General features: G+C 45.2%; 10 protein-coding genes and 4 pseudogenes. 5 read left to right on the plus strand and 9 right to left on the minus strand.

Annotated elements, in window-relative coordinates; genetic code table 11:
- Nucleotides 1-267: 267 nt before the first annotated feature.
- A pseudogene (locus ACQUTI_RS24290) lies at nucleotides 268-1,611 on the plus strand (ISNCY family transposase).
- Nucleotides 1,612-1,626: 15 nt separating this feature from the next.
- Here ACQUTI_RS24290 and ACQUTI_RS24295 read toward each other — a convergent pair.
- From ACQUTI_RS24295 to ACQUTI_RS24310, 4 genes and pseudogenes are all read right to left on the minus strand, one after another.
- Nucleotides 1,627-1,911, minus strand: a complete 285-nt coding sequence (locus ACQUTI_RS24295; RefSeq protein ID WP_109266705.1) for a type II toxin-antitoxin system RelE family toxin — start codon at nucleotides 1,909-1,911, stop codon at nucleotides 1,627-1,629.
- The gene (locus ACQUTI_RS24300) at nucleotides 1,901-2,149 is read right to left on the minus strand and encodes a type II toxin-antitoxin system Phd/YefM family antitoxin (RefSeq protein ID WP_080861606.1); all 249 of its coding nucleotides are present in this window, start codon (nucleotides 2,147-2,149) and stop codon (nucleotides 1,901-1,903) included. Before ACQUTI_RS24300 ends, ACQUTI_RS24295 begins: the two co-directional genes overlap by 11 nt.
- 733 nt (nucleotides 2,150-2,882) lie before the next feature.
- Nucleotides 2,883-3,991 (minus strand): IS3 family transposase gene (locus ACQUTI_RS24305; protein ID WP_428923388.1). Its coding sequence is split into 2 segments (ribosomal slippage): nucleotides 2,883-3,730 and nucleotides 3,730-3,991, totalling 1,110 coding nucleotides; the frame shifts between segments, so codons are not numbered across the junction.
- Nucleotides 3,992-4,073: 82 nt separating this feature from the next.
- Nucleotides 4,074-4,220: pseudogene (locus tag ACQUTI_RS24310) on the minus strand (transposase); the annotation flags it as partial.
- Nucleotides 4,221-4,285: 65 nt separating this feature from the next.
- Here ACQUTI_RS24310 and ACQUTI_RS24315 point away from each other — a divergent pair.
- Nucleotides 4,286-4,438, plus strand: a pseudogene (locus ACQUTI_RS24315) (ATP-binding protein); the annotation flags it as partial.
- A gap of 80 nt (nucleotides 4,439-4,518) precedes the next feature.
- Nucleotides 4,519-4,796, plus strand: a pseudogene (gene tnpA, locus ACQUTI_RS24320) (IS66 family insertion sequence element accessory protein TnpA); the annotation flags it as partial.
- A gap of 21 nt (nucleotides 4,797-4,817) precedes the next feature.
- Here tnpA and ACQUTI_RS24325 read toward each other — a convergent pair.
- The 5 genes from ACQUTI_RS24325 to ACQUTI_RS24345 all read right to left on the minus strand — a co-directional run bounded on the left by ACQUTI_RS24325 (nucleotide 4,818) and on the right by ACQUTI_RS24345 (nucleotide 11,784).
- Entirely contained in the window at nucleotides 4,818-6,392 is a 1,575-nt protein-coding gene (locus tag ACQUTI_RS24325) for a sugar hydrolase (protein ID WP_428923389.1), read from the minus strand.
- 22 nt (nucleotides 6,393-6,414) lie between these two features.
- Nucleotides 6,415-8,085, minus strand: coding sequence for a carbohydrate porin (locus tag ACQUTI_RS24330; RefSeq protein WP_428923390.1), 1,671 nt, complete (start codon nucleotides 8,083-8,085; stop codon nucleotides 6,415-6,417).
- 306 nt (nucleotides 8,086-8,391) lie between these two features.
- Nucleotides 8,392-9,261, minus strand: a complete 870-nt coding sequence (locus tag ACQUTI_RS24335) for an ROK family protein (RefSeq protein ID WP_080861614.1) — start codon at nucleotides 9,259-9,261, stop codon at nucleotides 8,392-8,394.
- A 5-nt stretch (nucleotides 9,262-9,266) separates the two neighbouring features.
- Nucleotides 9,267-10,748, minus strand: coding sequence for a glycoside hydrolase family 1 protein (locus ACQUTI_RS24340; RefSeq protein ID WP_080861616.1), 1,482 nt, complete (start codon nucleotides 10,746-10,748; stop codon nucleotides 9,267-9,269).
- Nucleotides 10,749-10,872: 124 nt separating this feature from the next.
- Nucleotides 10,873-11,784 carry an AraC family transcriptional regulator gene (locus ACQUTI_RS24345; protein WP_428923391.1) on the minus strand — a complete coding sequence of 304 codons (912 nt, stop codon included), beginning with the start codon at nucleotides 11,782-11,784 and terminating at the stop codon, nucleotides 10,873-10,875.
- A 294-nt stretch (nucleotides 11,785-12,078) separates the two neighbouring features.
- On the opposite strand from ACQUTI_RS24345, the gene ACQUTI_RS24350 reads away from it, so the two are divergent.
- Both ACQUTI_RS24350 and ACQUTI_RS24355 read left to right on the plus strand, forming a co-directional pair.
- Nucleotides 12,079-13,302, plus strand: a complete 1,224-nt coding sequence (locus tag ACQUTI_RS24350) for an MFS transporter (protein ID WP_428923392.1) — start codon at nucleotides 12,079-12,081, stop codon at nucleotides 13,300-13,302.
- A gap of 48 nt (nucleotides 13,303-13,350) precedes the next feature.
- Nucleotides 13,351-14,517 (plus strand): M20 aminoacylase family protein, encoded by a 1,167-nt coding sequence (locus tag ACQUTI_RS24355; RefSeq protein WP_080861624.1) that lies wholly within the window; start codon nucleotides 13,351-13,353, stop codon nucleotides 14,515-14,517.
- Nucleotide 14,518: the final 1 nt, after the last annotated feature.

Consider the following 14,518-nt stretch of genomic DNA (forward strand, 5'->3'; position numbering starts at 1 on the left):
GAACAGGGTATAATGGTGTCGGCGCTTGAGGCTTTTTGCCTCATGATATTTGAGTGTTTTGTTGTTGTGAGGCAGAAAGAAGAAAGCCCCGTAGGACGTTAATTTTCATTAACCAACCACACGAGGCCATCTGCTTGACTAGACACCAACAGCGTAGCCTCTTAGCTACCGTAAGGCAAGGAGAAAAAGGCTATGTTAATCCTATGCAGTAATGTCCCTTTTGACCCATTCTGAAATGTCCCCGTAGATTCTCTGGCAGGATATTTCATGACAAAAGAGACCATTAGCATGAGCCTTAAAGAACTTGACCGTCTCCAGATAATTCGGGATTCAGTCAGCCGCCAGATCACCCAGGAGCAGGCCGCGGACCGTATAGGCATATCAATCCGGCAGGTGAAACGTCTCGTTCAGCGCTACCGGATTGAAGGTCCTCAGGGACTGATTTCTCGTCGCCGAGGACAACGTCCCAATAATGCTTTTATGTCGGAATTTCGGACTCTCGTCATCTCACTTGTCAGAGATAAATATCCGGATTTCGGCCCCACGTTTGCCTGTGAGAAGTTACGGGAGATTCATGGGCTGGCTTTGTCGGCCGAAACTTTGCGCAAGTGGATGGTTGAGGAAGGTTTATGGCGTGAGCGACGCCGAAAAATTGCCCGCATTTATCAGCGTCGGCAACGGCGGCCATGCTATGGCGAACTTATCCAGATTGATGGTTCTCCGCATGACTGGTTTGAAGAGCGAGGGCCTCGTTGTACATTAATTGTCTTTATTGATGACGCCACCAGTGCGCTTATGGCGCTCCGCTTCGCTCCTGCAGAAACGACCCGCGCTTACATGGAAACGTTACGTGATTATCTCGACAAATATGGGCGTCCTCTTGCCCTGTATTCTGACAGACACAGTATTTTCCGTGTGAATAACCCGGAACGTGAAGGCGAGCTAACGCAATTTACCCGTGCAATTAAAACTCTTGGGATCGAGCCAATTCACGCTAACACCCCTCAGGCTAAAGGCCGGGTTGAGCGTGCCAATCAGACGTTACAGGACAGACTGGTTAAAGAATTACGTCTTCGCAATATCAGTGATATCGAATCAGCTAACCTGTGGTTGTCTGAGTTTGTGAAGGATTACAACTCTCGCTTCGCTTCAGTCCCCCGTGAAAATGGTAACGCCCACGGGGAGATTCTTCATTCTCCGGCAGAACTTAACTACATACTTTGTTATCAGTCCCGTCGGGTGCTTTCCAAGAATCTGACCTTTCAGTATAAAACGAGTGCATATCAGATCCGTTCAGAAGGGCAGGGATAACGTCTCAGGCATGCGATTGTCACGGTATGCGAAAACTTTAACGGTGAAATAACGGTGCTTAATGAAAGCCGGCCGTTGGGCTACGAAAAATATGTCGATGGGCCTGAGCCAATACCGCTTGATGATGAAAAGAGCGTAAATGAGCGTGTGGATAATGCGAGGTATAATTTGCGCTCAAAATATTACGTCAAACCTGCTGCTGACCATCCCTGGATGACGCGGCGAACGCAGAGCAAAGATGATGTCAAGCCGCCAACGTTACCCAGAAAGAAAGCTGGCCCGGATACGACGCCAAAATAGTACTTAGAGCATTAGTCAATCGCGATTAAGTGTTGCATTATAAATGTCGTCGTTTTCGCGTTTGCCTACGCCGATAACAGTGACTGTGACAATGTCGTCCTCTACACGATAGACAAGGCGGTATCCGGCACCACGTAGTTTAATTTTATACTGGTCCTTACGTCCATGTAGCTGTGATGCTGGTACTCTGGGGTTCTCCAGGCGCTCTTTGAGCTTCTTTTTGAACTGCACCTGTAGTGTATGACCCAGCTTCTTCCATTCTTTCAGAGCGGATTCGTTGAAAGCCAGCTTATAGGTCATCAATATTGACCTCTATAATCCTTTCTCCACTTCGCTCATCAGCCATCCGTCCCAGTTCTTCATCTTCCAGAAGTTCCATCAACTGGGCATAGAGTGCCGGTGGCACGCAGTAGAAAGCAGGCTCATTACGATTAAGAATGGCTACCGGAGCGCCATCCCCGGCGTGAAAAGTACCCATAGGGTCACGTTTAAGCTCAGTAATGCTGGCTGCCGTAGTGGTCAGAACCTGAAATGCCATAATGTTACCTCCTCAGTTTGAGTGTTAATTGTAGATCATTTAAACGCACCTTTAAAGGTGCTTTTTGTTGGGGCTTATCCGGTAACAAGGCTGGATAGCGTGATATGACTTACTGAGAAAAGTTGCAGAAACAGGGGGTAGGGGAGGCAAATGTATTGTAATCAGAGGCTAAGCACTTTTGTGCGTTTATATGCAGTGAGGTAAAATTCATCTCCTGCGTTTCTGGCGGTTTTTTTGGGGGGGTGTTGCCTGTTTTACCCGGTTTCCGTCAGAAACGCTCTCACGCCTTCTGAGCTGTGCGCGTAATGCGTTTATGTTCAAGGTGACCTCATCGCGCTAATGTGTCCCAGCCAGCGAAGTATGTCTGAGCCAAGCCTGTCGCTGGCCATGCCAAAGGCTTCAACGACCTAGTTCATCGAGCTACCGCTTATAAGTGGTGTATCACGAAACGCTGGCTAGCTATCACGCGCCGATCGGATGTTTGCACCTGACGAGCGTCATACTGAATTAGCACTTCGTTTTTTACCGCCATAGCACCCCGGAATGATGATAAATCTCCCCTGGTTCAAAATCGTATACTGGCGACGAAAGTGGAGAGAACCGTTGATCCCAGGAAAGCAATTACCCAGCCGACTGACCTGCTCCCCGTTGATTAATACACCGCGATGTTAGTAATGTCTTCATATGACCCTGACCCCGAATATGCTCCAGTCATAATCAGGAATAACCGGCCTCATGTTGGCTGCATATTCTTGCAACCGACAGACTTCTCGGCAAATTCAGATGGCGTCATCCAGCCCAGCGCTGAATGGGGACGTCTCTGATTATAGTGTATGCGCCAGGCCTCGATTTTGCACCGTGCATCCTCCTGGGACATGAACCAGTTCTCGTTCAGACATTCCTGCCGCAGCCTGCCATTAAACGACTCCACAGTGGCATTGTCCGTCGGTGTTCCCGGGCGTGAGAAGTCTATACGGATCCCTCGTTCATATACCCATTTGTCCAGCATTTTCCCTGCAAATTCAGAGCCATTATCGGTTTTCAGTAATTGTGGTAAGGACCGTCTGAGCGCAATGGTGTTCAGCATCTCTGCGACCTCCGTTGAGCGCAGATTCTGGCCCACGCAGATCCCCAGACATTCGCGGGTGTAGAGATCAATGACCGTCAGCAGACGTAACCGACGCCCGTCAAATAAGGCGTCAGAGACAAAGTCCATGCCCCAGATATGATTCGGATACAACCCCTGAGGCTGGGGCTGCCGACGCTGTGCCGATTTATTCCGGCGCGGGCGTTTGAGACGCAGGGACAACCCCTGCTCACTGTAGAGCCGGTAAATGCGTTTATGATTATCCCGCCAGCCCTCCCGCCTGAGCATGACGTGAACCCGGCGGTAGCCATAGTGGACCCGGGTTTCGGTGATCTCCCTGATACGCAGGCGTAGCGCACTGTCGTCTGCTGCCACAGAACGATAGCGGAAAGAGCTGCGGCTGCTCCGTAGCGCAAAACAGACCTGCCGCTCGCTGGCCCCGTAGCGTGCCTGCAAGTCCCGGCCCCATTCACGCAGACGCGCCAGCGTCAGGTCTTTTTTGCCAGTACATCCTGCAGCATGGCCTTGTCGAGGCTCAGATCGGCAACCAGCTTCTTCAGCCTGAGATTCTCTTCCTCAAGCTGCCGCATGTGCTTCAGCTCCGAAGGAGAAATCCCGCCGTATTTCTTGCGCCACGTATAGAACGTGGCATCAGAGATGCCCAGTTTGCGACAGACGTCCGGCACGGACGTCCCCAGTTCAGCCTGCTTCAGGGCAAAAACAATCTGCTCTTCGGTGAATCGTGATTTTTTCATCGGCACCACCTCCGTTCAGGGAGTGTAGATCATGCCGGAATTCTGTTTCTGAATGGAGCAGGATCTTGGGTCAGGGTCATACGTCCATGCCTCCGAATTTAGCCCGCCATTTGTAAAACGTCGCGGAGCTCATGCCATGTTCGCGACACAGTTCTGGAACTGGTACTCCGGCTTCAGCTTGTTTAAGAATCGACATGATTTGGCTGTCGGTGAATTTTGATGTTTTCATAAAGAATCTCCTGCGCATATCGTACGAGAAAATTCTACTTTTGACGTCAGTTAATTTAAGGGGGGATTACCATAAGCCAGCTGCCCACGGAGGAGTGGTACGGCTGCGTGGGAGATAACACGCTTGCTGATGCGATCCTGGACAGGCTGATGCATAACGCCCAGCGGCTGGATATGAAAGGCGAATCGATGAGAAAACGACTGGCACAGGTTGACTGAAAGTGAACGGTCGGTGTAATAAAAAGAAGTCAGGGCGCGTTAGGAAATAACGCGTTCACGTTCCTCCGGAATCACCGTTCATCTTCACCAGAATACGCATCAGTATCCTCCGCGAGGCTGAAGCCGGGGTTTCTGCCCGTGAGCTCTGCCGTAAGCACGCCATTTCCGACGCCACCTTTTATACCTGGCGCAAGAAGTATGGCGGTATGGAGGAACCCGAGGTTAAGCGCCTGAAGCCGCTTGAGGAAGAGAACGCCAGACTCAAGAAGTTGCTTGCCGAAGCCATGCTTGATAAGGAGGCACTTCAGGTGGCTCTGGGGCGAAAGTACTGACGAAAGACCAAAAGCGGGCAGCCGTAGGCAGCGGTGTTTTTCTGAGCTCAGGCTCGGGTAAAACGATGTCGAATGAAATAGGCAGGCGTACAGCTCCAGGCGTGACAATAACTATTAATATGCTTACTGCCGTAAGGTGAAATTGCATAATCACTGAGCGAAAATGCTTCCCAAAATGTATCAACCCCCCCCTCAGCCATTGCCCCCCAGTACTCCAAGACCAGCGATTTTGCCCGCTCAGGTAACTGACAATGCACCAGTGCAGAGACCATATGGTGATATAGATATGGGGTCATGGGGGGAACGGCGTCCGGATGATGCATTACCACGGTGAGAGCCTGCTGCTGTTGCTGCCGAGATGCGGCATCTGCTAATACTAGCCATATTTGTGATGCCCAGGACAACTGTCGTTGCGGCCCGCTTATAAAGCATTGCTGCGTTTCATCCCAAAATGTCCTAGCGGCAATCAACATCTTTTCCAAGAGGTATTGTAAAGAGTGACAGGATTCACGGTTGCCTAGCTGCTCTGCCAGTGCAATCACACGGCGGCAGCTATAAATAATAATCCCCTGCATGGCCGCCTGTTTATCTAACCCTTTTTGCCAGTCGACAAAGCAAGACGGCTTTTCTGGCACGTGAAAACACCCCGTATTATCAACATAATGCATACCGATAATGTTGAGCTGATTGATGGCCACCGCCAGCAACCTATCTGCGGTATCTCTGTCCTCTGTTGCCTGATAATAGTCGGCTAACGTGGGGCCAAATAAGGCCGCATAATCCAGCATACATCCTTCACCCGGTTGCGGTTCGGGTTTCTCATAAACACAGGCGGTCATTAACCCCTGTTCATTCAATGAACCTGCAAACAGATACAGACAGCGCTTAACTAAATCGTTCTGTTCAAAACTAATATAATTCGTGAGCGCCTGAAGACGTAAATCGCCCATCCACAAGCGTTGATCCCGACGCGGCCCATCTTCAAAACAGGTTTGCATACATTCACGGAGAGTCTCCAGGCTGATATCATCAATTCGTTGCCATAAAGCACTGTCATAGGTTGCTGGTTTATGGAGATCATCACCTGCTGAACTGACAGCGTTCACGTAAATATCGCTAAAGGTAAGACCGAAATTGCGTGATGCCGCTTGTATTTCAATACTCACATAGCGGAAAGCGTGACGCTTGGAAATCACAACTGCTTGTGGGAGATGCTGGATAGTTATCACTTCGTCCGGCAACCAGCCTGCGCTGAGTTTTCCATCATAGGGATAGAACGACTCCGCGACATCAGATGGAACTTCGCCATACACCAGACGTAATCGCGTCGGGGCATCATTACCTCGCCCCTTCCAACCAAGCGTAAAATGGAGATACCCCGTAACATGTCGACCGAAATCTATAATGATTTTCTCCCTCTCCTGGAGGGGGGTAATCTTAATATGGGCCAATGGATGGGCTTCATCATTGACCATGGTGTAACCCAGTAACGTAGTCGGCTCAGACTGAGCAATTACCGTGTTCATGGCATTAACCCTGGTCACATTTAATGTAGGAGTTAATGAGTTCGCAATATCATAAGCCGTCATATAGTTATCGTGGTTAGTATGCATTTTCATCATTTTGATTCTCGACTAGTCTTATTTACCAAAAGATTTCAGTTTGTGCGCCAAAGCTAATTTGGTCATGCTTTTCGTCCGCGAATGTATAATCATCGATGGAGTTATCGAGAATTTTCAACCAGGTAGCATAAAAACGAATATCCATTTTTGAGTTAAACGCACTGGTACCTAATTTAAAGTCATGGAATAAAGTAGTTTTCATCCCTGACTCTCGTAGTGAAACACCTGAGTTAGTGTTTTTCTGATTGAAATAACCAAACTCAATACCCGACTGGTTATAATCATTGAAGATATAAGCAGGGCGTACCACCGCACGGATACTATCAAATGATGTATGGGCACCGGTTTCATAAGTATAAACATCATTACCATGAGAATACAGTAAGGTGTGAGCGACGATAGTGTTTTGTGTCGGATAAAACTCACCCTGCTCCCCCAAACGCCAGCTAATGCCATTGGTATGGTTACCGTAGTAATAACGTCCCGTTCCGAAGTTAGTCGACCCGCCGTAAACTTTAGCAAAGCTACTTGCTAAAGAGTTATTTGCTACCTGAGCACTGTATTCGGTAAAACCATTACGTTCCTGTTTATGATTAATAATTCCGGTTAACATCCATGCACTCTTAACATCATAATATTCACCAGAGTCCTGGGTTCGTTTTTGGCTATCACTTTTATTCGCCATAGAGTAACGACCATAAAAATCTCCGCTGGTATTTTCTGTTAATGGAAATGATCTAAATCGGATGTCAAAGGCATTAGTATTAACCTGTTGAGTAGTTGTTTTGTCTTTGGAATAATTGTCTAAATCTTCACGACCTAAACCGATAGCAAATGTTCCTTTGCCAAGAGGCACATTTTCTAAGCCGATGCCTGAAGCACTTGCGCCTTTATGATAGGTAAAATCAAGCATTTTATATTCTTGCCCACGGAGTTTATGTCGGCCGACCCAGAATACCGCATCCGGTATCGCGCTAATAAATCCTTTGGTCGTGACATAAATATCGGAAAACTGCATGATGTTTTCGCTATCAGAATCAAAAGGTTCTTTTACGTATGATTCGCCAACATTACCATCCATCATAACAACCGCTTTTGCACTGCGGCCATCTTTATCATACAATTTCTGGTTAAACTGCAGATCATACCAACTGCCATGTTCGTTACCAAAACGGCCTAAAGAACCATTTGCCCAGGATTCCGGGCTACCGTTGCTTGAAGTTCCCCACCCGGAACGAAAATAACCATGAAATGAAAAACCGATCTCATTTTCAATCGCTTTTGCTAGTTGATCAATGTTCATATCGCTGGGTTTGAGCAACGGCTGTTGATGCTTTTCCTGTGAACTACCTTTCGGTTTTATCTTATCCTCTGCCTCATCCATTTTATCGATATTACGATACACCTGAGCGCGAAATGGAACTGCATCATCACCGTTCTGGTGGTCTCGCGACTGCATTTCCTGATCGCTTGCAGATAACGCAGTCAAACGTCTCTTCTTTTTATAAACAGCCAGCTCCTTTAACGCACCATCAAGCTTTCTTTGGGTCTCCTTCAGTTTTTTTTGACTAGTGGCTTCATTATTTTCCAATGCGGCGAGTCGTTGCTCAACAGTCAATGGTTGTGCTAAAGCTTCAGTATTTATCAGGCACAGAATAAGTGATGAACCTATTAAAGTCTTATTGAACAACATGTAAGAACCCTCATTAACAAATAGTAATATATTTATAATTTTTTAGATTTATATAGCCATCGAGAATGGGTGTATAAAGTGGTACGACACGCAAACCGAAGTGCGTTTTTTGAACTTACAAGAAATATAATAAGGGTAAAGTGGATTAGTACAAGTAAGACACTTGTCTTGTTTGATGGGCTATTTTGACATTTTTTGAAAGCACAGTGATAATAAGAATGTAAGAAAATAAAATTCATGATAAAAAAAGCCATGTATCAATACACATGGCTTATAGAATAAAAAGCTTAGCTCTATATTCAAATACTATAACAATGAACCAATTAGATTAGCATCATTATGATATTTACAAGCTAATAAACGAGTGGTAAATACTTGTGATTTAACATGACTCTCTGTCATACTACTGACTTTATCCCGGACAGTATCAATAAACCAATCCGCTTTGGAGATTGCCCCACCAAAACAGATGACCTCAGGGTCATAAAAACAAAGAACATTCAAGGTCATTAATGCAACATGATGTAACCACTCATCGACCGCTTGTTGCGCCAGAGGATCCCCCTTACGACTAGCTTCAATGATTCTCTCGCTATTCAGTGCATCAGAACCTGATAGTCGCTGATAAGCATTCTGCAGGCCGCGAATTGAGGAATGATTACCTAATTTCAAAAGTTGTTGGCTTTTATTATCCCAGTAAGGAATAAAATGAAATTCACCTGCAAAACTATCCGCACCATTGATGACGCCGTTCTCATCACATAAACAACCGCCAGTGCCAGTTCCAATAATAATAAATGCTGCACTTTTGGTTCCCTGTGCGTTACCTAAACGAAACTCGCAAACTCCAGCAGCTTTTGCATCATTGATCGCTGTGGTTGGTTTTGCCACTCGACGTTCTATTTCTGCTCGAATGGATGTTTCGAACATTATTTTCACATTCGGCGCAGCTATTGATTTGACGTAAGATTCGCTGTCAATAAGTCCAGGGGCACTGACACCAATGCGAGAAATGTTATCGATATCCTTCATATTCTGGCAAAGATAATCATAGAATCGGTCTTTATCATCAAACTTCAGTGTTGGAACCTTCCATTTTCTGATGATCGTATAGCGATCATCAATCAACGCATATTTGATGTAGGTCCCGCCGATATCAACTGCTAGGTTAATCATGAAAATTATCTCCCACAATCATCCTTGTAGAGCGACTCGCCGCAACTTTCAATAACAGCCTTGTACCAGTAGAAGGAATCTTTACGATAACGTTTGGCAGAACCTTTTCCGGTGTCATCCTGATCAACAAAGATAAATCCATAGCGTTTACTCATCTCAGATGATCCGCAGGAAATAATGTCGATGATGCCCCAACTGGTGTAGCCAATCAGTTCGACACCATCGCGGATCGCTTCTGCCATCTGTTGGAGATGGCCTTTGTGATAACTGATACGATAATCATCATGGACGTGGCCCTGCTCGGTTAGTACATCCTCTGCACCTAGACCATTTTCAGTAATAAAAAGTGGAATATGGTAACGATCATACAGTTGATTCAGAGTAATACGTAATCCAATGGTGTCAATTTGCCATCCCCATAAAGACTCTTCAAGATAGGGGTTGCGGTTACCTCGGATCAAATTACCATAGCTTTTTTCAAGGTTACCTTCATGACTGGAGACAATTGACATGTAGTAACTGAATGACAGGAAATCGACCGTATGCTGCGCTAAAGTAGCTTTATCTGACACTTCCTGCTGGAGCACAATATTGCGCTCCTCAAAATAGCGCTGCATATATTCAGGATAAAAACCACGGACCATGATGTCGCTGTAGTAGAAGTTATTATACTGATCGTCATGGATCATCTTCATCACATCTTCAGGTTTACAGGTCGCTGGATAGGTCGTGAACCGTGCGATCATTCCACCGATTTTAGCTTCTGGACTGATCTCGCGACAGGCTTTGACTGCCAGCGAATTTGCTACAAACTGATGATGAACCGCCTGAAAACAGGCCTGCTCATAGTTTTCTTCACGGTCATAGACCAAACCAACGCCGTTATATGGATTAAAACGTGAGGCATTCATTTCATTGAAAGGTACCCAAAAATCAACCACGCCTTTATAACGTGTGAGTATGCTGCGGGCATATCTGTCAAAAAAACCGATGAGCTCACGGTTTTTCCATCCGCCGTACTCTTCGACAAGGGTGAATGGCATTTCATTGTGATGCATGGTCACCAATATTTTCATGCCATGTTTTTTGCACTCGCCGAATAAGCGATCGTAAAATGCCAACCCTTCTTCATTCGGATGCAGTTCGTCACCACGTGGGAAAATGCGGGTCCAGGCGATTGAGGTGCGAAATATTTTTATCCCCATTTCAGCAAGCAGTGCGATATCTTGCTTATAGTGGTGGTAAAAATCGATTCCATAACGTTTAGGATATACCACAAACTCTTGATCAGGTTGGTTTAGCGCGATAGACAGTTTCTCACTGTTCACACGCCGATTTTTATATATTTCATCACGATTCATTCTGGTATCAAATGAAACCATGTCGGCAATAGAGAGTCCTTTACCAGCAACATCAAAGGCGCCCTCAGCCTGGTTGGCCGCAATGGCACCGCCCCACAAAAAAGAGTCAGGAAATTTAACATGCATAAAAAACCCCTTAACGGCTAAAAACCAATAAAAACATCGTGTCCGTTCTTATATTATGCCAAAGGTGATTTCCATAAAGACACACTATTGACTTATTTGTGGTATCTACATGACTATTACGTTATTAATAGCAATACATCTGCTGAAAGCTGCCAGATTTGCTTTTAGGTGTCACAGCATCAAATTTTTCATACATATACATTTTCTGACGAACTTCCAGCGGCGTACATCCATACAATTCTTTAAATAGCGATAAAAAATACTTATAGTTGGTAAATCCGTTGCGTTCTGATAACTCAGTAATCTTGAGATCGGTCGTAATAAGGTCGTTATAAGCATGGTTCATGCGATATACACTGAGATAACGACTGAAATTTTCACCCATATACTTTTTAAAGAACCTAGAAAAGTAGGTCGAATCAACATGGATCTGTTGACTGCAGTCTTCTAACGTAATTTTAAGGTGATAATTACTTTCGATATAACACATGATTTTATTCAGACGGACCAGATGTTTATCTGTCCTGGCAGTTCCCGCACTGATTATATCAACCACACAGTGGTCTATCAAACAGTGTAAAAAGCTATAAATGATGCTTTTCATCTGTAAATAATATCCGATTCCGGACTCCAACTGAGCCCTCTCTAGCGCCAGAAAAGCGTTTGAGATCGTGTGTAGGAAACGTGGTGGAAACTCGTCTTGTGCCCTGATAAAGGCGTTCCTGACGCGTTTGACCTTTTTACCCTGTACAGCATTAAACATCGATTCAGGAAACTGAAGCATATAGGCCTTGCTGAATGGATCCAGGCTATAGCTACCATGAACTTCACAAGGGTTTATAATGACAAAATCACCGACATTCAATTGATGAACATCTCCTTCAAGATAGAACTCAAGCCGTCCTTCCGTGACCAGTAAACACTCAAAGTAATTATGCCAGTGCTTCGGGCATTGTCGTCCACGATAGTCAATGTGGCGGTAACGGACCCCTAATTCTGGATCAAATGCCATGGGTTCATGCAGTAACTTTATCATAAAACCTCATAATAGAAACAGATCGGTGATGGAGAACTATAGTTAAACATATGTGACAAACTAAATAAATATCAATGACAAGGCGTCGGCATCGTTCAATGCTGAGGGCGCGGAGAAAAAACACGATAAAATACAACGGATTATCACCAATTCCCTTCATTTTATTCGTATAAATGACAGCGTAAATGTCACCTATTGACAATAAAAAAGTCATTAAGATACCCTTGCGAGTCCACTTTGGAATCGTTACAACTTTGTCTCGCACTTCCTATTCTTCATAAAAAGGTATACATAATGCCAGATTATATTAAACGCTATCATGTGTTAATTATACTTATGATGGCGTATACCACAATGTGGATTGATAAAGGCCTTATTTCATTAGCCATCATTCCGATTGGCAATGAATTTAATTTATCAAAAACTCAGGCGGGCATGTTAATGAGTGCCTATTCCCTGGGCTATGCATTAATTAGTTTGCCAGGAGGAATCCTCTCTGATTTATTCGGTTATAAAAAGGTTATTGTCGGATGTATGGTAGGTGCAGCCATTTTTTGTTTTCTGTTCCCATTTTGCTCTGTACTTATCCTTTTTATTCTAATTCGCTTCTTACTTGGTGTCAGCCATGGCAGTATCCCTTCAGCATCGGCAAAAGCTATCGCCCTGAATTACAGTCGCGAACAACGAGTAATGATTCAGTCGATCTGGTTTATGGGTGGTAGCATTGGCGGCTGTATAGCAGCATGGGTGGGAGCACGTTTAATAACTATTGACTGGACTTTCGCATATTATTTCGTTGCTGTCTGCTATATTATTTCAGGGTTATTGATCCTCTGTACCCTAAAAAATATCAAGCAACCACAAAATCATGAAAAGGCATCGACACCGGGCCGCAAGAAAAGCATTCTCACACTACTGACAGACCGTAATGTCATTATTCTCGCAGTCAGCGTATTTGCCTTCAATTTAGTACTAAATGGTAGCATCTGGTTCCCTTCATTTTTGAAGCAGAAATTCAATTTGTCGTTGATTGACATTGGCTATATCCAGAGCATCAATGCATTCATTGGGATTATCACGCCGTTATTGTGCGGTTTTTTATGCAGCAAGCTGTTTAATAATTGTGAAAATATTTTCATCTTCATTAGTTCTGTGATTACCGCTGCCTGTTTCCTGATGTTCACCTTATCCTCTTCGGTCATTGTGGTGGTTGCCAGCTTTGCGCTTAGTATGCTGACATCAATGTTTACTTTTATCACTATCAAAAACCTACCACATAAAATTATTGCCGAGGAATTTATTGGTACTAGCATGGGGGTGATTACAGCTATCTCTTCATTCGGCGGGTTCGTCGCGCCAACACTCTTAGGATTTATTATCGACAGCTCAGGAAATTCGTTTGGCTATGCCTATTACACACTTGCCGCCATCATTTTGTTTGGTGGGATAGTGTGTCTGTTCGGAATTAAACTGAAGATTCAAGAAAAAAAAGATACGTTATCGTCAGAAATCGTATAAATCGAATTGTTATTAGAATACTGATAAAGAATCATCAACGAGGAAAGCATGGTATTAACTATTCACCCCGGCATTAAGAAAATTGAAAGTGAAATGATTGCAATACGACATCACATACACGCGTATCCGGAATTAGGATTCGAAGAGTTTTCAACCAGTGATTTGGTTGCCAACCTGCTCGGTTCTTGGGGTTATACCGTTCATCGGGGACTGGGGGGAACTGGCGTTGTTGGGCAGATTTGCCGCGGAGAAGGTTACCGTATTGGGTTACGGGCTGAGATGGATGCACTACCGCTGCAAGAAAAAACAGCCCTTAGCTATCAGAGCACAATTCCTGGGAAAATGCACGCCTGCGGACACGATGGCCATACTGCCATACTGCTTGCTGCGGCAAAAATACTCGCTAGTGAACCGCAGTTTACCGGCACACTGAACGTAATCTTCCAACCTGCGGAAGAAGGCAAAGGTGGGGCACAAAAAATGGTTGATGATGGACTGTTTACCCTCTTCCCTTGTGACGGGGTGTACGCGATGCATAACATGCCGGGTCTTCCACTTGGCAAACTGGGGTTCCTGAGCGGACCGTTTATGGCTTCCTCGGATACCGTTTCGATGACGATTCAGGGCCACGGCGGACACGCCGCAGTTCCACATAAGACTGTGGATCCATTAGTCATTGCCGCCAATATCGTGTTGTCGATGCAAACGATCGTGTCGCGCAACATCAATCCATTGGATATGGCTATAGTCAGTGTGGGTGAAATGCATGCCGGTTCAGCGGCCAATATCGTACCCGATACTGCCGAAATAGTTGTCAGCGTCAGAGCGCTGAACAGTCAAACCAGGGATCGGTTACAGGAGCGGATCATTACATTAAGCCAGGCTATTACTGAAGCCTATTCAGGGACCATAACCATCGATTATCACCGTCGTTATCCAGTGTTATGCAACCACGATAAGGAAACCAAGTTGGCACGCGATGTGGCTATCAGCACTTTCGGTGAGGATTGCCTGATTCCCGATATGGTTCCATCGACCGGAAGTGAAGACTTTGCATTTATGCTTGAAGCCTGTCCGGGGAGCTATCTGCTGATTGGCAATGGTGATAATGGTGATGACATTATGCCTCACCATCCCAAATATGATTTCAATGATACCTGTATTTCAGTTGGTGCCAGCTACTGGATTGCACTGGTTAATACCTTACTTAGTTAAT

Source organism: Klebsiella sp. 7-CIP_Kleb. (assembly GCF_050378655.1).
GTDB classification, from domain to species: Bacteria; Pseudomonadota; Gammaproteobacteria; order Enterobacterales; family Enterobacteriaceae; genus Klebsiella; species Klebsiella quasipneumoniae.